We start from the raw sequence: 16,562 nt of genomic DNA, 5'->3' as shown, positions 1-16,562 counted from the left end.
GCCATGGCACAGCCGTGGCGCGAAGCGTCACCGTGGAGGATGGCCGGGCGCGGGTTCCTTCGCCAGCATGCTGCGGATCAGATTCATCAGCAGCAGCGGATTCAGGTGGTTGATCCGAAAGGAGTTGTCCTGGGTGAGCTGGATGCCCTCTTCCACCAGGATGCGACGCGTCGCGCGCAGGCCGTGCGTGCGGCTCAGGGCCCGGCTGGCTTCGCCGAGGGCTTTCAGGATGAAGTCGCGTGTCGCCACCGGCAGCACGACAACGTCATCGGGCCGGGAATCGGGGGTGGACATGAGGCGCTCCGTCTGCTTAACGTGTTTGAAAAGAGTCTCTGCACATCGACGGCAAACCCTTGTCGGCAAAGGGCGTGACCCACCGTCAACGGGGGCCGACCGGGCCTTTTGTAAGAACAGGACGACAAGATAAAGCGGCCTCGGCCCATAAGCTAGGTCAGCCATTGCGCGGGAGTCGGCGAAATAATCTGCCTTCACGGGATGCAAAAGCGTCCCGCACCGGAAGGCCAACGCAACATGAACGATTCCATCATCAAAGTCGGCATCGTCGACGATCACGCGATCGTCCGATCGGGACTCAGGCAGTTCTTCAACGAGCAGGTCGACCTGCGCGTCGTGGGCGAAGCGTCCACCGGGCGCGAAGCCATCGACCTCGTGCGCACGACGGAGATGGACGTGTTGCTCATGGACCTGTCGATGCCCGGCCAAAGCGGCATCGACGCGCTGGCGATGATCCGCGCGAAGGCTCCGGATGTCGGCATCCTGGTGCTCTCCGGCTATCCGGAAGAGCAGTACGCCGTGAACCTGATCCGCCAGGGCGCGAGCGGCTACCTCAACAAGGGGTGCGAGCCGATGGAGATCGTGAACGCCATCCGCACCGTCGCGCTGGGGCGGCGCTACATCTCGCCCACGGTGGCCGAACTGCTCGCGCGCCAGCTCAACCGGCCCGAGGCGGGCGCGCCGCACGAGCAGCTTTCCGAGCGGGAATTCCAGGTGTTCCTGAAGCTCGCCAAGGGCGAATCGGCGGGCGACATCGCGAAGGACCTGTCGCTTTCGGTGAAGACGGTCAGCACGTACCGCACGCGCCTGATGGAGAAGATGAATCTCTCGTCCAACAGCGACCTCACGTACTACGCGCTGAAGAACAAGCTGATCGATTGAGGGAAAAGACTCACCGGCGCATGCAAAGCGCGGCGGCCTGATTCAGGCAGTGCAGGCCGATTGAATTCCCGTCACGCCTTCCCGGGCTTTCGCAGCCGCGGCGCTTCGCGCGTTCGCAATCGAAGTCTCGACGCTTGCGGCTTGCCGGGTGTCTGGAAGCGCCCGGAGGTAGCCTTGCAGGCGCTCGTAGCAGCGCACCGTCGGGTCCTGAGCGGCCGAGGTATTGGCCGCGTAGATGGCGCAACTCGTGCGCAATTGCTCGATGGCACGTGGTCGATTGGCGGCCGCCCAGAGCACCTTCGCCTCCGTCTCCAGGACAGCCGCGTATTCAGGGGAATGGCGACTTTCTTCGGGAAAGGATGCTTGCGCCAATTCCAGCGCGGGAAGCGCCAGGCGGGCATGCTCGCCATTGGCATCGACCAGCCCGAGCAGTGCCTGAAGGTAGAGCGTCTCCTGAGCCGCTCGGCCCGAAATCCGCTGCGCCATACTGAAGGCCTCCTGCAGCACGGCTTCGCTCCTTTGCTGCGCACCTTGTGCGATGAGCGCTTCCCCCAGAAAGCGAAGCACTCTCAGGTAGCGATATTCACCGGTGTGCCTTTGCTGCGCCAGGATCTGGCGCGCATCCGAATACGAACGTTCCGCGGCCGCCCAGTTTCCCTGGTGGAAGGCGACATGCCCTTCCAGCACGACACGACGGAAGCGGCTGTTCCAGTTCTCCGCCGGCAGTCTGAAAGCCGTTTCGAATACCTGGCGCGCGGCTGAATATCGGCCTTCCCGTATCAGTTCCGCCGAGAGGTTGTATTGCGCAATCCGGGTCCGCTCGCTGCGCTCGCCGGCCAGGCAGCGCCACAGATTCTCCGCTTGCGCGGCCCGCTGCCGAGCGACGTCGAACTGCCCTATCGAGTCGTACAGGGCCACGCTGTCGTTCAACAGCTGCGCGAGGAATTCCGAGCGCCGCCTTGCCAGCACAGGCAAGGCGGCATCGAACGCTTCCTTCGACTCCCGGTTCCTGCCCTGGAACCACAGCGAGATGGCGCGAAGACCGACGTAGTGGGCGAGGACATAGTCGTCGGATCCGCTGGCTCGAGCGTTGTCCTCGTGCCGCTGAATCAGCGCGTCGGCAATGTCGTGCCTGCCGATGTTGAGCGCGAGTCCCACCGCGCTGTCGAGAGCCTTCTCGTTGCCGGGCTGCGCGTCGGCGGCACGGGAATATTCGTCCAGCGCTTCCTCGAATCGCCCCGAGAACTCGAGCATGTCCGCGGCGATGGTCCTCGCGCGCGCCGCGGATGCCTCGTGAGAGGCGGCGATCTCCCGCAACTGCCGGATGGCAACGCTCGCGTCGCCCTTTTCGAGCGATGCCTCGATGTCGTCGATCTGGCGTGCCCCGGCTTGCTGCTCGCGCAGCAGGGCCCGCATGTCTCGAAGGACCGCGTTGAAGCGCTCCTTCTGCTGGGGAAGCGAATCGCGAGCGTATTTCTCGCGGGCAGAGGGCGCCGCGCCGCCCGTCACCGTCGCGGCCTGTGCCTGCCCGACGAGCATGTCGAAGATTTCCGCCTTCTGGCGGTTGGAGTCGCTCTGCGTGAAGAGCCAGGCACCGATCCCGATCACGGCAATCCCGAACGTCAGAACGATGACGAGCGTCAATATGTAGGTGGCCTGCCTGACCGGAAACCTGGGCAGGTCCAGCTTCTGGACGATCTGCCGGATGATCAGGAGGAAGACGGTCATCCCCATGCCGGCGACGCCTGCCACCTTCCCCCAATCGCGAACGATGTCGGTGACGATCATGAGGCCGGTGCCATGCCGGCTGCGGCGGTCGCCGCCGCCTTCTTCAGTACCGCCAGCATGGCTTTGGTTTGAGCCTGCACGGTGAGCCGGCATTGCTTCGTTTCACGCACCGCGAACGTTCCATGTTCGGCCAGGCGATTGGAGGTGAATGCGCCGCCGCATACGCCGTAGTACTCGCATCCTGTCCGGCAGGCATCCACCCCCGCCGAGACCTCGTCGAAGAGATCGGCGTGGCGCGTCGCCGCGCCGCGGATGGACGCGGCGTCATCGAAGATGTCGCCCAAGGCGAAGCCGTCCGGATAGCGAGCTGCTTTCGTACCCGCGAGTTCGGGAGAGAACGTGTAGTACTGGCCGGTGCGGTCCACCGTGAGGATGCGAAACGGCGTGGACTCGTCGGCTTGTCCGCCGGGTTTCGAGAAAATATTTCTGAGCGTGTTTTCGAATTCGCGGCTGAAGGGGGCTTGCGGGCCCGCCGCCTTGACGGACTCAAAGTATGTCTCGAAGAATCGATCGACGACTGCCTCGGTTGCGTGGGCGAAGAGCGTCGACGCTGAATTGCAGCCGTCGATTTCTTCGAGATTCAGCGAAACGGAAGCGACACCGAGACTTCGGAAGTAATCGTACAGACCGCACGGATCGTCGAGCGATTCGCGCGTGAGGACCGCCAGCGCATGGGCGGCAATCCCGTGCTTCTGCAAAAGGCGCAGGCCCCGGAGGGTGGCGGAGTGCGTGCCTTTGCCGGTTCGCGTGACTCTGTGCGCATCGTGCAGCCGGGCTGGGCCGTCGATGCTGATGCCCACTTCGATTCCGTGTTTCAGAAAGAATTCGCACCATGCATCGGTGATCAGGGTCCCGTTGGTCTGGACCACGAATCGGAGTTTCGTCGCCGGAAATCGAGACTGGAAGACGGCGATGCAATGTGCGTAGCCGCTGGCCGGGTACACCAGCGGCTCGCCTGCGTGGAACAGGATCGACAGGGCGTCGCCCACCAGGCCTTCCGAATGCAGCTTCTCGGCGGTGCGGTCGAACAGGCCGAGCGGGGCGAACTCCTTGACCGATCTTTCCGGAAGGTAGCAGTAGCGGCAATCCAAGTTGCAAAAGGGCGTGCCCTGGATGATCAGCAACTTGATCGTCCCCACAATGCACCTCGGCCGAGGCTTCAGGCGGGAAGCTTGTTGTCGAACTGTTTTTCGAAGGTCTTTTCGAAGTCCGCGACCAGGGTCTCCTCACCTTGCGCACCGGCGCGAAGGACCGATGCCGCGCCACCGTCGAAACACTGGCGCACCTCCTGCAAGGTCAACGCACCTTCGCTGCCCGCCCAGGCAGCGATCGCCTCGGACGTGGCGAGCACCGACAGGCCCGCGCCGGCAATCAAGACGATTCTGGCGGCAATTTGCTTGGCTTCACGATCCATGGCCATACCTCCTGGTGAGGCGGTCAGGGTAGGGCGATCCGTCGATCCGCGCATCCCACAAACGGATGAGGCAATAAGTTCGAGAAAGCGGATCACGCAGCGCGCAGGTGCCAAGCCTTCGGCCGCGTGAACGCCTGGATGCCGTAACGCGACAGCGTGAGCCCCACCCCGCTGTCGCCCACGCCGCTCCACGGCAGCCGCGGGCTCACGCGGTCGCAGCAGTTCCAGTAGACGCTGCCCGCATGCACCTGCGACAGGATCGCGCGCGCCCGCGCTTCATCGGGTGTGTAGACGCCGGCCGTGAGGCCATAGCGCGTATCGTTCATGAGGCGGACCGCCTCGGCGTCGTCCTTCACCTTCTGCACGCCGATCACGGGGCCGAAGCTCTCCTCGCGCATGATCGCCATGCTGTGATCGACGTCGGTCATCACCGTCGGCTCGAACCATTGGCCCGGCCCCTTGCCGATGCCGCCGCCCGCGAGCAGCTTCGCGCCGCGCGATCGCGCATCGGCGACCTGATCGGCGAGCACCTGCAGCTGCGGCGCGCGCGTGATCGCGCCGATGTAGGTGTCCTCGCTCATCGGATCGCCCATGCGATACGTCTTCACCGTGTCCACCAGCGCCGACACGAAGGCGTCGTGAATCTTCTCGTGCACGTAGATGCGCTCGACCGAGCAGCAGCTCTGGCCCGTGTTGTACATCGCGCCGTCGGCGAGTGACTCCGCCGCGGTGCGCGCATCGGCGTCGTCGCACACGTAGGTCGGGTCCTTGCCGCCGAGCTCCAGCTGCAGCTTGATGAAGCGGTGGCCCACCGCTTCGGCGATGCGCCGCCCCGTCGCGACCGAGCCGGTGAAGAAGACGCCGTCGATCGGCTGCTGCAAGAGTGCGGAGCCCACCGCGCCCTCGCCGATCAGGCACACCATGATTTCGCGCGGCACGCCGGCCTCGTGCAGGAGGCGCGCGATTTCCTGGCCCGTCATCGCCGCGAACTCCGAGGGCTTGTACAGCACGGCGTTGCCCGTGACGAGCGCGGGCAGGATCACGTTGCAGCCTACGAACCACGGATAGTTCCACGCCGAGATGTTCGCGACGACGCCGAGCGGAACGTGCTCGATCTGCTCGCGCATGCTGCCTGCAACGCCGCCGCCTTCGTCGTACACCGTTTCGCGCGCGACCGCGCCCTCGGCTTCCTTCAGGAAGAAGTCGATCCGCGGCAAGAGGCCGTTCAGCTCGTTGCGCGACATGCGGATCGGCTTGCCGGTTTCGCGCGTCATCACCGTCGCGAGCACTTCCAGATCGCGCACGACCAAAGCGCGGAAACGCTCGATGCAGGCGAGCCGCTGCGAAAGCGGCAGCGCCGCCCAGGATGGCTGGGCATCGCGCGCGGCCTGCGCCTTGGCGGTAACCGATGCGGTGTCGTCCGCGGGCAAGGTGGTGATGATCTCGCCGGTAGCGGGGTTGCGGATGGTGAGCATGCTCATCGTTTCTTCGTTCGTTGCGCTCGCGCCGATCCGGCCGCCGCGAGGAAGTCGCGCAGCAGCGGCGTGTCGTCGATCACGCCGAGCTCGGGGAAGTGGAATTCGGGATGCCACTGCACGGCCGCGATCCACGCGTCGCCCGCATGGCGGATGGCTTCGATCACGCCGTCGTCGGGCGACACGGCCTCGACGGTGAAGCCCGGCGCGAGCTTCTTGATGCCCTGGTGGTGGACGCTATTGATCTTGTGCCGGCCGGCGCCGCCCAGCAGTTGGGCCAGACGCGTGTCCTCCAGAATCTCCACCGGATGGAAGTTCAGGTCGTACGCCGCCGCGTCCCGGTGCGTAAGCGCACCGTGCTTTTGCGTCGAGATGTCCTGGTAGAGCGTGCCGCCGTGCGCCACGTTGATGAGTTGCAGCCCGCGGCAGATGCCGAACACGGGCTTGCCCGCGGCGTGAAAGGCGCGCACGAGCGCGATCTCGTAGTCGTCCCGCAGCTTGTCGCCGCTCCACTCGGGTTTGAGCGGCGCTTCGCCGTAGCTCGCGGGCGAGAGGTCCGCGCCGCCATGCATCACGAGGCCGTCCAGCCAGCGGGCATAGTCGTCCACCGTCACGTCGCCGCGCGCAGTGTCGCCGAAGGGCGAGGGGATCATGACGGGCAGCGCGCCTTCGGACATGACCCAGTGCGCGGTCGATTGCTCGATCCATTGGAGCGTTTTGGACGGTGCCGACTTGCGCTCGGGGTCGGGATGAAAGAAGCAGGCGCTGATGCCGATCTTCAGACGCTCAGGCATGGTGGCGACGCCTCACTGCATGGCTTCATGAAACAGCCGCTCGAAATCCTGCGCCGTGCACGGTCTCGGATTCGTCTGGTGGCAGATGTCCGCCACGGCGATCTCGACCAGCCGAGGAATCTGCTGCGCCTTCACGCCGTGCGAAGAGAGCGTTCCCGTAATCCCGATCTCGCGCTTCAGCTGCTCCAGCCATGCGATGAAGTTCGCCCCGCCGCCGGGCACCTGGCACACGTGGGCGAGCTCGTCGAACTTCTGCGGCACCGCTTGCTGGTTCCACGCGAGCACCGTATCGATCATCAGCGCGTTCGCGAGACCATGATGCATGTCGCATACGGCGCCCAGCGCGTGCGCGCACGAATGCACCGCGCCCAGGTCTTTCTGGAATGCGATGGCGCCCATCATGGAGGCCATGAGCATGTCGCCTCGCGCGGCCAGATTCGCCGGCTCCCGCACGGCCGTGGGCAGTGCCCGCGCCGCGATGCGCGTGCCTTCCAGCGCGATGCCGTCGCACAGCGGATGGTAGGCCGGCGAGAGGTAGCTTTCGATGTTGTGCGTGAGCGCATCCATGCCGGTCGCCGCGGTGATCGCCGAAGGCAGGCCCGTCGTGAGTTCCGGATCGGCGAACACCCGCTTCGCGAGAAGCTTCGCGCTGAAAACGATGCGCTTCAGGTGCGTGTCGTTTTCGCTCACGACAGCCGAGCGCCCCACCTCGGACCCCGTGCCGGCGGTGGTCGGCAACGCGACGAAATACGGCAGCTCGTGCGTGATGGGCCGCACCTTCGGGTGATCCCACGCGTATTCGAGGATGTCGCCTTCGTGCGTGGCGGCGACACCGACGACTTTCGCCACGTCGAGCGCCGCACCGCCGCCGAAACCGATCACCGCGTCCGCGCCATGCGCCCGGAAGGCCGCCGCGCCCTCCATCACCTGGCTTGCCGTGGGATTGCCGAATACGCCGCCGTACACGGCGGCGTCGAGGCCGGCGAGGTGCGACCTGAACTCGGCGAGCACCGGCAGCGCCGCGAGCGCCTTGTCGGTGACGATGAGCGGGCGCTTCACGCCTTGTTCGCGCAGATGCGCGGCGACTTCCTTGCGAGCGCCCGCGCCGAAGAGGATCGCCGTCGGAAACGAAAAGCTGCTGAGGCTCATGGGTTCAGATGATTTCGAAGTAGCGCTTCATTTCCCAGTCGGTCACCGCGTCTTGCCACTGGCGCCACTCCCACTCGCGGGTGGCGGCGAAATGGTCGACGAAGGTGTCGCCCAGGAAATCCCGTGCGATCTTCGACTCGCGAAAGACGCGCGTGGTTTCGATGAGCGTGCGCGGCGCGCGCGCAATGTTCTCGCCGCCCTGGTTGGTGCCGGTGATCGGCGGCGCCGTGAGCTTCAGGCCCTTTTCGACGCCGTAGAGGCCCGCCGCGACGACCGCGGCCATCGCGAGATAGGGATTCACGTCCGCGCCGGGGCAGCGCGTTTCCAGCCGGGTTGCCTTGGGCGAGCCCGCGATCACGCGGAACGATGCCGTGCGATTGTCCAGGCCCCAGGTCGGCTTCACGGGCGCCCAGAAGCCGTCCACGAGGCGCTTGTAGCTGTTGATCGTGGGCCAGATCATCGGCGCGAATTCCATCATGCAGGCGAGCTGCCCCGCAAGGTAGCTCTCGAAGAGCTTGCTCATGCCGCGCGGATTCTTCGCATCGGCAAAGAGGTTCGACTTGCCGTCGGAGAGGCTCTGGTGAATGTGGCCGCTGCAGCCGGGATAGTTTTGCGACCACTTCGCCATGAAGCTCGGCATGATGCCGTAGCGCTTGCCGATCTCCTTGGCTCCGGTCTTGAACAGGATCGCGCGGTCGGCCTGCTCGAGCGCCGGAGAGAACGCGATCGCCGCTTCGTACACGCCCGGGCCGGTTTCCGTGTGCAGGCCCTCGATGGGCACGCCGAAGGCACCCATGTCGTCCATGAGCGCGTTGAAGAACTCGCGGCTGTCGCCCATGCGCAGCAGCGAATAGCCGAACATGCCGGGCGTGATCGTCTCGGGTGCCACGCCCTTTTTCGCTGCCCACGATTGCGGCGTCTCGCGGAAGTTGAACCACTCGTATTCGAAGCCGCACATCACCTCGCAGCCGAGCTTGCGCGCACGCGCGAGCACGCGCTTCAGGGTCTGGCGCGGGCAGACGGGGTAGGGCGAGCCGTCCGCGTTCACGAAGTCGGCCAGGAAGAACGGGACGTTGCCGTCCCAGGGCACGTGGCGCGCGGTGTCGAGGTCGATCCGCGCCGTCGCGTCGGGAAAGCCGTGCTGCCATCCGGTGACCTGCGTGTTGTCGTAGGGCTGGTCGCCGGAGTCCCAGCCGAATACGACGTCGCAGAAGCCGAAGCCGCCGTCGGCTGCGCCCATGAACTTGTCGATGTGCAGGTATTTGCCGCGCAGCACGCCGTCGATGTCGCTCACGGCGACCTTCACTTTCGACGCGTTGTCTTTCTTCAGCGCGGCGAGGGCGGGGTGGTGTTTGTCGTTCTTGGCCATGGTCTTGGTTTTCTGGTTCGTATTCACCGCACAGGCGCAGAGGGCGCAGAGGGCCGCAGAGGAATTGAAGAAGAATCTCTGCGGCCCTCTGCGCCCTCTGCGCCTCTGCGGTGAACAACGCCCCACATGATCGTTCAGATCTCCGGCTCCCCGGAGGCAATCCCGAGGTCCTGCAGCGCCAGCTCGACCGCATGCACGGCCTGCTCCATCTCGGTCGTGCCGATCGCGCCGATGCAGCCGATGCGAAAGGTCTCCACCTGCGTCAGCTTGCCCGGATAGAGGATGAAGCCGCGCCGCTTCGCCGCTTCGTAGAACGCCTTGAATTCGTAGCGCGCATCGCCCGGCGCGTGGAACGTCACGATGACGGGCGCCTGCACCGACGGATCGAGGAACGTCATGAAGCCCAGCCGCGCCATGCCGTCCACGAGCGTGCGCCAGTTGCGCGTGTAGCGCGCAAGACGCGCGGGCTGGCCGCCTTCTTCCTCGAACTGCGCGATCGCCTCGGCCAGCGCCACCACCACGTGCGTGGGCGGCGTGAAGCGCCACTGGCCGGTCCGCTCCATGTAGGTGTGCTGGTCGTGCAGGTCCATCGCGAGCGACTGGCTGTTGCCCGCGCACGATTCGAGGATGTCCTTGCGCAGGAACACGAAGCCCATGCCCGGCACGCCCTCCAGGCACTTGCCGCTGGCTGCGACGAGCGCATCGAAACGCACTTCGCGCGCGTCGATCGGCAAGGCGCCGAACGAGCTCATCGCATCCACGATCAGTCCGCGGCCGCGCGCGGCACACACCTCGGCGATCCGCTCCAGCGGGTTCAGCACGCCCGCTCCCGTCTCGCAATGGACCGCGATCACATGCGTGATGCCGGCGTCGCCCGCGAGCTTCTCGTCAAGCGCCTGCGCCGACACCGGCTGCGCCTCGTCGAACGGCATTACCGTGCAGCGCCGGCCCATCATCTGCGCGAGCTTCGCGGCGCGCTTGCAGTAAGCGCCATTGTCGAGCACGAGCACGTGGCCGTCCCGCGGCACCACCGTCGCGACGGCGGCTTCGACGCTGAACGTGCCGCTGCCTTGCAAAGGCACGACCACGTGCGTCGACTCGGCGTGAAGGATCTTCAGCAGGCTCGCGCGCACGCGGGCCGTGACGGCGATGAAGTCCGCATCCCACGAGCCCCAGTCGCGCAGCATCGCGAGCTTCGTGCGCAGCGTCGTGGTGAGCGGCCCGGGAGTAAGAAGGACAGGTTCCATCGTCTTTTCTTTCCACTTTCTATCTTGACAGCGTTCTCCACGCCTGTGTGCGCTTCTCGATGCCGCGGCCCGCCGCCATGAAGAGCAGCGTGGCGATCGCCGACGCCACGGCGATCAGCACGGCCATGGCGGCGGCCGCGCCGATCTCGCCCGCCTCGTCCAGGTTCAGGATGGCGATGGAGGCGACTTTCGTCTCCGGCGCGTACAGGAACACCACCGCGGAGATCGTCGTCATCGCGTTCACGAAGAAGTAGCGCGCGATGTCCACGAGCGCCGGCATGCAGATCGGCAGCGTGACGCGGCCGAACGTGATGTAGAACGGCACCTTCAGCGACGCGCTCACCGCCTCGAACTCGCCGTCCAGCGCCTTGAGCGCCGTCACCGCCGTGAGGTGTCCGGTCGTGTAGAAGTGCACGATCGTGCACAGCGTGAGCAGCGCAAGCGTGTGGTAAAGGCCGTTCAGCGGGTTGTGCGGGTCGTTGAAGAAGAAGATGTAGCCAAGCCCCAGCACCAGGCCGGGCACGGCCATCGGCAGCATCGCGAGCAGGCGCACGATGACTCGCAGGCCCTCCATGCCTTTCGTTTTTTCCAGCAGGTAGGCCGTGCAGAAGACGAGCGCGGTGCCGAAGACCGCGGTGCCCGCCGCCATTTCGAGACTGTTCATGAAGGCGCTCGCCACTTCGGCATCGACCAGGCCCAGCCGGTAGTGGCGAAGGCTCGGCTGCAGGTTGTAGGGCCAGAAGCTCGCGAAGGACGCGAACACCGCCATGCCGAGCATCGCGAGCATGAGCAACGCGATGGCGCAGCAGTAAGCCGTCATCGCCGCGTCGCGCCGCTCGGACGGCCGCGGCCGGTAGGGAACGGCACGCGCGGTGAGCATCGCCGTCTGGCGCCGGCTCACGTAGTGGTCCACGCCGAAGGTGAGCACCGCCGGCGCGAGCAGCAAGAGGGCGACCACCGCGCCCCTCGAGAAATCCTGCTGCCCGATCACCAGCTTGAAGACGTCGGTGGCGAGCACGTTGAAGTTGCCGCCGATCACCTTGGGAATGCCGAAGTCCGTGATCACGAGCGTGAAGGTCACGAGCGCCGCCGAGATGAGGCCGTATTTCGCGCCGGGCAGCGTGATGGTGAAGAACTTGCGCGAGGCCGTGGTTCCCATCGCGTCGGCGGCTTCGTAGAGGCGCGCATCGGCGAGCGCGAGCGCCGTCACGAGGATCATGAGCGCGTGCGGGAAGACGGCGAAGCATTCGCCGAGCACGATGCCCGGCGCGCCGTAGATCGTGTCGATGCCGAGCGCCTGCATCCAGCCTTTGAGGGCGCCCTGGTTGCCGAACCAGTAGATCAGCGAGATGGCGGACAGCAGCGACGGCGCAAGCAGCGGGATCAGCGTGATGCCGCGAAGGAGTTTCTTCGCGGGCATGCAGGAACGCGTGAGCGCATACGCGAAGCCGAAGGCCAGCGGGATGTCGATGGCCGTGACCGCCATCGACACCCAGAGGCTGTGCCAGACGCTGCCGAGCAGCGCCGGCGTGCGCGCGTAGTCGAAGAAGTTGTCGAGGCCGACGAAGGCGTCCTGCCTGTCCTGCACCGAATGCAGCAGGATGGTGAGAAGCGGCAGCGCGAGAAAGGCAACGAGCGCGAGCGCCATGGCAAGGAGGAGGAGATGGGGCAGCTGGATGGAGGCCGTCCTCCCCGCCCCTCCCGTCCTCCCGGCCCTCTCCGTCATCCCCGCCCTCTCCGTCATCCCCGCTCTCTCCGTCATCCCCGCGAAAGCGGGGAACCAGCGTCTTCCCTCCGAAGCCCCTGGATTCCCTCTTTCGCGGGAATGACGGCTGGGGGACGCCGTGGAGCGACGGAGATCACTCTCCACGAACCTCTCCCGCGTCGAACACCCGGATGCGTTCCGGCAGCAGCTTCAGCTTCATCCGCGAACCCACTTCCAGCGATTGTTCGGACAGGTAGTTGAGCGAGAGAAACACCGTGAGACGGCTCGCCTCGAGCGCGGGTGCTGCGACATGCACGTGGCAATGCGAGCCGAGGAATTCGATCTTCTCGATGCACGCGTCGAATACGTGCGGGTCGCCCTCGGCGATGGGACGCGCCAGCACGTCCTCGGGCCGCAGGTAGATGCGCGCCTCGCGATCCACGCCGTCCTCGAAAGGAATGCGCAACTCGCCGAAGTGCAGCTCGCCCGCGGCCACCCGCGCGGGCAGCACGTTCACCTTGCCCACGAAATCGGCGACGAAGGGCGATGCCGGATCGCGGTACACCTGCAGCGGCGTGCCCACCTGCTCGATCGCACCATGGTTCATCACCACGATGCGGTCGGCAACCGAGAGCGCTTCTTCCTGGTCGTGCGTCACCATGATCGTCGTCACGCCGACTTGCTGCTGCAACGCGCGCAGTTCCTGCCGCAGGCGCACGCGCTCCAGCGCATCGAGTGCCGACAGCGGCTCGTCGAGCAGCAGCAAGGCGGGCGACGTCGCGAGCGCACGCGCAAGCGCGATGCGCTGCTGCTGCCCGCCCGAGAGCTGCGACGGATACTTCCTCTCGGTCCCCGGCAGCCCGACCAGCTTCAGCAGCTCGGCAACGCGCGGCGCGATCAGCGAGCGCGACTGCCGGCGATTCACGAGGCCGTAGCCGACGTTCGCGGCGACGTCGAGATTGGGAAAGAGCGCGTAGCTCTGAAAGACGATGCCGTAGTCGCGCTCGGCCGGCGGCAGGCGCGAGATGTCGCGGCCGTTTTGCCACACCTCGCCCGACGTCTGGGATTCGAGTCCCGCGACGATGCGCAGGAGCGTGGTCTTGCCGCAGCCCGAGGGGCCGAGGAAGCACACGAATTCCCCGCGGTGGATGGCGAGGCTGATATCGGCAAGCGCGGTGAACGCGCCGAACTCCTTGCGGATGCGGCGCAGTTCGAGAAAGGTGTCCACGCCGCTACCGCGACCAGGCGATCGCGCGCGCCAGGACGGGACGGGCGCGGGTGTTCATTTCTTCTCGGACTTGCCGTCGTAGCGCTTCATCCATTCGCCCAGCACGCGTTCGCGGTTGGCCGCGGTGGTCGCGAAGTCCATCTTCACGAGCCGCGCCTCGTAGTCCTTCGGCACGTTCGCAAGCGGCGCCGCGACGCCCGGCTGCGCGGTGATCGCGAAGTTCTTGCCGTAAAGCTGCATCGCGTCCTTGCTCGAAGCCCAGTCGGCGAGCTTCTTCGCGGCGTCGAGGTGCTTCGTGCCTTTCATGATGCCGAACGCTTCGAGGTCCCACCCGAGGCCCTCCTTCGGAAACACGAGGTCGATCGGAGCGCCCTTGGCCTTGTTCGTGTTGGCGCGGTATTCGAACGAGATGCCCATCACGTACTCGCCCGAGGCGGCCATGTTGCACGGCTTGGAGCCCGAGTGCGTGTACTGCGCGATGTTCTCGTGCAGCGCGTCCATGTATTTCCAGCCGCCGCCCTTGCCGTTGTCGTCGCCCCAGAGCGTGAGCCAGGCCGACACGTCGAAGAAGCCCGTGCCCGACGACGCCGGGTTGGGCATCACGATCTGGCCCTTGTAGACCGGCTTGGCGAGGTCCTTCCAGGTCTCGGGCTTCGGCAGGCCGCGCTTTTGTGCTTCCACCGTGTTGAAGCAGACGGTCGCGCCCCACACGTCCATGCCCCACCACGCGGGTGGATTCTTCCTGTCACGGTACTTCGCCATGATCGCGTCGAGATTGAGCGGGGCGTAGCCCTGCAGCATGCCCTGGTTGTCCAGCAGCGCGAGGCTCGAGGCGGCGACGCCCATCACCACGTCGGCCTGCGGATTGTTCTTCTCGGCAAGGAGCTTGGCCGTGATCACGCCGGTGGAGTCGCGTACCCACTTCAGCGCGATGTCCGGGTTGGCCTTGGAAAAGCCGTCCTCGTAGGCCTTGATCTGATCGGTCTCGAGCGCGGTGTAGACGAGCAGCGTCGTCTTCTGGGCCGAGGCGGCGCCGGCGTAAGCGATGAGGGCAAAGGCAGCGAGCGACGCGAGCGGACGGGGCGACAGGCGCATGGGAGCTCTCCTCACAGGTAGTGGATGGCGATTGGATGACTGCCATCTCATCATGTCAATTGTTTTTTGCAGATTGTTGACAGTCTGCGATCGGCGCAGTCCAATCGCGTGCGTGACCGCAGGACCGCACCCGACCATCGCCTTGCTGCAGACCAGCTCCCTCGCAAGCGTTGTGCAGCAGGAGGTGGAGCGCGCCATCCTCGAAGGCGAATACGGGCCGGGCGACAAGATCACCGAGGCGCTCGTCGCGCAGAAGCTCGGCGTGTCGCGCGGGCCCGTGCGCGAGGCCTTCCGCATGCTGGAGGAAGCGGGTCTCGTGCGCACTGAAAAGAACCGCGGCGTGTTCGTGCGCGACATCCCGCTCGAAGAGGCGCTCGAAATCTACGACCTGCGCGCGGCGATGGACGAACTCGTGGGGCGGCAGCTTGCCGAGAAGATCACGCCCGCGCAGCTGAAGGAGGTGCGCGGCCTGCTCGATGCGATGGAGAAAGCGGCCCGCGGCGAAGACGCTCGCCAGTACCACCTGCTCAATCTGCGGTTTCACGACCGGCTGGTCGAACTCGCGGGCAACGGCAAGCTCGTGGGCTTCTACCGCAAGCTGATCAAGGAGCTGTCGCTCTTTCGGCGCATCAACCTCGCGGGTTCGCCGCAGCTGGCCCAGTCGGCGAGCGAGCATCGCCAGATCGTGAAGGCGATCGCCTCGGGCGACCCCGACGCGGCGGGCCGTGCGATGTTCCAGCACGCCGTGGGCAGCAGGCAGCGCACCCTCGACCACCACGCGCGGCGCCAGTCGCGCGCGCGAGCCGAAGCGGCTTGAGGAGAAGCGTCATGTTGACGGTCAATCGACGCAGCTATCGCCCGCCCGCTGTCCCGACCGTGGTCGTGTGCGTCGATGGCTGCGAGCCCGACTATCTCTCGCAGGCGGTGTACCGCGGCCGCATGCCCTGGCTGAAGCGCACGCTCGCCGAGGGCACGGGGCTCATCGCCGAGTGCGTGGTGCCGAGTTTCACCAACCCGAACAACGTGTCCATCGTGACCGGCGCTGCGCCTTCGGTGCACGGCATCTGCGGCAACTACCTGTACGACCCCGCCAGCGGCAGCGAGGTCATGATGAACGACCCGAAGTGGCTCACCGCGCCTTCGATCCTCGCGGCCCTCGCCGACGCCGGCCACAAGATCGCGGTGGTGACGGCCAAGGACAAGCTGAGGCGGCTTCTCGGCCACGGCATGCGCGGCATCTGCTTTTCCTCGGAGAAGGCGCACGAGGCGACGCGCGAAGTGAACGGCATCGACGATGTGCTGTCGCTCGTGGGCCTGCCGCTGCCGGACGTCTACAGCGCGGCGCTCTCCGAGTTCGTGTTCGCGGCGGCCGTGCGGCTGATGCGCCGCGAGCGGCCGGACGTGATGTACCTGTCCACCACCGACTACGTGCAGCACAAGCACGCGCCGGGCACGCCCGAGGCCGATGCTTTCTGCGCGATGATGGATCGCTACCTGGGCGAGCTGGACGCGCTCGGCTGCGTGATCGCGCTCACCGCCGATCACGGCATGAATTCGAAGGTGGGGCTGGACGGTTCGCCCGACGTGATCTACCTGCAGGAGTGGTTCGACCAGCAGTTGGGCGCGGGCCGCGCGCGCGTGATCCTGCCCATCACCGATCCCTACGTCGTGCACCACGGCGCGCTCGGCTCTTTCGCGACCGTGTACCTCTCGCCCGCGACGCCGGCGGCCGAGGTGATCGGGCCCTTGCAGCGGCTCGCCGGGATGGAGACGGTGCTCGCGCGGGACGCGGCGGCCGAACGCTTCGAGCTGCCGAGCGCGCGCATCGGGGACGTCGTATGCGTGTCCGCGCGCTCCACGGTGATCGGCACGTCGCCTGCGCGGCACGATCTCTCCGGGCTGGATGCGCCACTGCGTTCGCACGGGGGCGTGAGCGAGCAGCGCGTCCCGCTGATCGTCAATCGCAGGCTGGCGGGGGTGGACTCGACGCGGCGGCTGCGCAATTTCGATGCGTTCGATCTTGCCTTGAATCGCGCGCAATAGGGATGCGAACCGCCGCGAACCGCGTAGCGCCACACGACATGACTTCCATCTCCGGCTTCATCCGCGACCGCGAGCTCGA

Annotated in this window: 15 protein-coding genes; 3 read left to right on the top strand and 12 right to left on the bottom strand. The window is 66.1% G+C overall.

Going from position 1 to position 16,562, the window contains the following annotated elements:
- Positions 1 to 27: 27 nt before the first annotated feature.
- A complete protein-coding gene (locus VHA82_RS24595) occupies positions 28 to 294 on the bottom strand; it encodes a hypothetical protein (RefSeq protein WP_325548240.1) in 267 nt (88 codons plus the stop codon).
- Between the two features lie 249 nt (positions 295 to 543).
- On the opposite strand from VHA82_RS24595, the gene VHA82_RS24590 reads away from it, so the two are divergent.
- Complete coding sequence (locus tag VHA82_RS24590; protein WP_325548521.1) at positions 544 to 1,176, top strand: response regulator transcription factor; 633 nt, start codon at positions 544 to 546, stop codon at positions 1,174 to 1,176.
- Between the two features lie 42 nt (positions 1,177 to 1,218).
- Here the strand turns inward: VHA82_RS24590 and VHA82_RS24585 are convergent, their stop codons facing one another.
- From VHA82_RS24585 to VHA82_RS24535, 11 genes are all read right to left on the bottom strand, one after another.
- On the bottom strand, positions 1,219 to 2,964 hold the full coding sequence (locus VHA82_RS24585) for a hypothetical protein (RefSeq protein ID WP_325548238.1): 1,746 nt from the start codon (positions 2,962 to 2,964) through the stop codon (positions 1,219 to 1,221).
- Positions 2,961 to 4,088 (bottom strand): cyclophane-forming radical SAM/SPASM peptide maturase GrrM/OscB, encoded by a 1,128-nt coding sequence (grrM, locus tag VHA82_RS24580; protein ID WP_325548236.1) that lies wholly within the window; start codon positions 4,086 to 4,088, stop codon positions 2,961 to 2,963. The genes VHA82_RS24585 and grrM overlap by 4 nt, the downstream gene beginning before the upstream one ends.
- 35 nt (positions 4,089 to 4,123) lie before the next feature.
- Positions 4,124 to 4,378: a hypothetical protein gene (locus tag VHA82_RS24575; protein WP_325548234.1), complete on the bottom strand. Its 255-nt coding sequence runs from the start codon at positions 4,376 to 4,378 to the stop codon at positions 4,124 to 4,126.
- Positions 4,379 to 4,470: 92 nt separating this feature from the next.
- Entirely contained in the window at positions 4,471 to 5,859 is a 1,389-nt protein-coding gene (locus VHA82_RS24570; RefSeq protein WP_325548231.1) for an aldehyde dehydrogenase family protein, read from the bottom strand.
- Complete coding sequence (locus VHA82_RS24565) at positions 5,856 to 6,647, bottom strand: type 1 glutamine amidotransferase (RefSeq protein ID WP_325548229.1); 792 nt, start codon at positions 6,645 to 6,647, stop codon at positions 5,856 to 5,858. The genes VHA82_RS24570 and VHA82_RS24565 overlap by 4 nt, the downstream gene beginning before the upstream one ends.
- A 12-nt stretch (positions 6,648 to 6,659) precedes the next feature.
- Positions 6,660 to 7,796 carry an iron-containing alcohol dehydrogenase gene (locus VHA82_RS24560; protein WP_325548227.1) on the bottom strand — a complete coding sequence of 379 codons (1,137 nt, stop codon included), beginning with the start codon at positions 7,794 to 7,796 and terminating at the stop codon, positions 6,660 to 6,662.
- A gap of 4 nt (positions 7,797 to 7,800) precedes the next feature.
- Positions 7,801 to 9,165 (bottom strand): glutamine synthetase family protein, encoded by a 1,365-nt coding sequence (locus VHA82_RS24555; protein WP_325548225.1) that lies wholly within the window; start codon positions 9,163 to 9,165, stop codon positions 7,801 to 7,803.
- Between the two features lie 134 nt (positions 9,166 to 9,299).
- Positions 9,300 to 10,412: a 2-aminoethylphosphonate--pyruvate transaminase gene (locus tag VHA82_RS24550; RefSeq protein WP_325548222.1), complete on the bottom strand. Its 1,113-nt coding sequence runs from the start codon at positions 10,410 to 10,412 to the stop codon at positions 9,300 to 9,302.
- A 19-nt stretch (positions 10,413 to 10,431) separates the two neighbouring features.
- On the bottom strand, positions 10,432 to 12,138 hold the full coding sequence (locus VHA82_RS24545; RefSeq protein WP_325548220.1) for a putative 2-aminoethylphosphonate ABC transporter permease subunit: 1,707 nt from the start codon (positions 12,136 to 12,138) through the stop codon (positions 10,432 to 10,434).
- Between the two features lie 133 nt (positions 12,139 to 12,271).
- Positions 12,272 to 13,345 (bottom strand): putative 2-aminoethylphosphonate ABC transporter ATP-binding protein, encoded by a 1,074-nt coding sequence (locus tag VHA82_RS24540; RefSeq protein WP_414708697.1) that lies wholly within the window; start codon positions 13,343 to 13,345, stop codon positions 12,272 to 12,274.
- A 54-nt stretch (positions 13,346 to 13,399) separates the two neighbouring features.
- Entirely contained in the window at positions 13,400 to 14,440 is a 1,041-nt protein-coding gene (locus VHA82_RS24535) for a putative 2-aminoethylphosphonate ABC transporter substrate-binding protein (RefSeq protein WP_325548218.1), read from the bottom strand.
- 112 nt (positions 14,441 to 14,552) lie between these two features.
- Here VHA82_RS24535 and VHA82_RS24530 point away from each other — a divergent pair, with 112 nt between their 5' ends.
- Together VHA82_RS24530 and phnA are read left to right on the top strand one after the other, a co-directional pair.
- Positions 14,553 to 15,257 (top strand): phosphonate utilization associated transcriptional regulator, encoded by a 705-nt coding sequence (locus VHA82_RS24530; protein ID WP_325548216.1) that lies wholly within the window; start codon positions 14,553 to 14,555, stop codon positions 15,255 to 15,257.
- An 11-nt stretch (positions 15,258 to 15,268) separates the two neighbouring features.
- Positions 15,269 to 16,483 (top strand): phosphonoacetate hydrolase, encoded by a 1,215-nt coding sequence (phnA, locus tag VHA82_RS24525; protein WP_325548214.1) that lies wholly within the window; start codon positions 15,269 to 15,271, stop codon positions 16,481 to 16,483.
- Positions 16,484 to 16,562 lie beyond the last annotated feature (79 nt).

The sequence above is a fragment of the Ramlibacter sp. genome (genome assembly GCF_035548915.1).
GTDB lineage: Bacteria > Pseudomonadota > Gammaproteobacteria > Burkholderiales > Burkholderiaceae_C > Ramlibacter.
This window is presented reverse-complemented; position numbering and strand designations above follow the sequence as displayed.

Bases quoted from the DNA above. Each gene is read 5' to 3' on its own strand.
- VHA82_RS24595 (WP_325548240.1), bottom strand. From the start codon at position 294: ATGTCCACCCCCGATTCCCGGCCCGATGACGTTGTCGTGCTGCCGGTG.
- VHA82_RS24585 (WP_325548238.1), bottom strand. From the start codon at position 2,964: ATGATCGTCACCGACATCGTTCGCGATTGGGGGAAGGTGGCAGGCGTC.
- VHA82_RS24575 (WP_325548234.1), bottom strand. From the start codon at position 4,378: ATGGATCGTGAAGCCAAGCAAATTGCCGCCAGAATCGTCTTGATTGCC.
- VHA82_RS24570 (WP_325548231.1), bottom strand. From the start codon at position 5,859: ATGAGCATGCTCACCATCCGCAACCCCGCTACCGGCGAGATCATCACC.
- VHA82_RS24565 (WP_325548229.1), bottom strand. From the start codon at position 6,647: ATGCCTGAGCGTCTGAAGATCGGCATCAGCGCCTGCTTCTTTCATCCC.
- VHA82_RS24560 (WP_325548227.1), bottom strand. From the start codon at position 7,796: ATGAGCCTCAGCAGCTTTTCGTTTCCGACGGCGATCCTCTTCGGCGCG.
- VHA82_RS24555 (WP_325548225.1), bottom strand. From the start codon at position 9,165: ATGGCCAAGAACGACAAACACCACCCCGCCCTCGCCGCGCTGAAGAAA.
- VHA82_RS24550 (WP_325548222.1), bottom strand. From the start codon at position 10,412: ATGGAACCTGTCCTTCTTACTCCCGGGCCGCTCACCACGACGCTGCGC.
- VHA82_RS24545 (WP_325548220.1), bottom strand. From the start codon at position 12,138: ATGACGGAGAGGGCCGGGAGGACGGGAGGGGCGGGGAGGACGGCCTCC.
- VHA82_RS24535 (WP_325548218.1), bottom strand. From the start codon at position 14,440: ATGCGCCTGTCGCCCCGTCCGCTCGCGTCGCTCGCTGCCTTTGCCCTC.
- phnA (WP_325548214.1), top strand. From the start codon at position 15,269: ATGTTGACGGTCAATCGACGCAGCTATCGCCCGCCCGCTGTCCCGACC.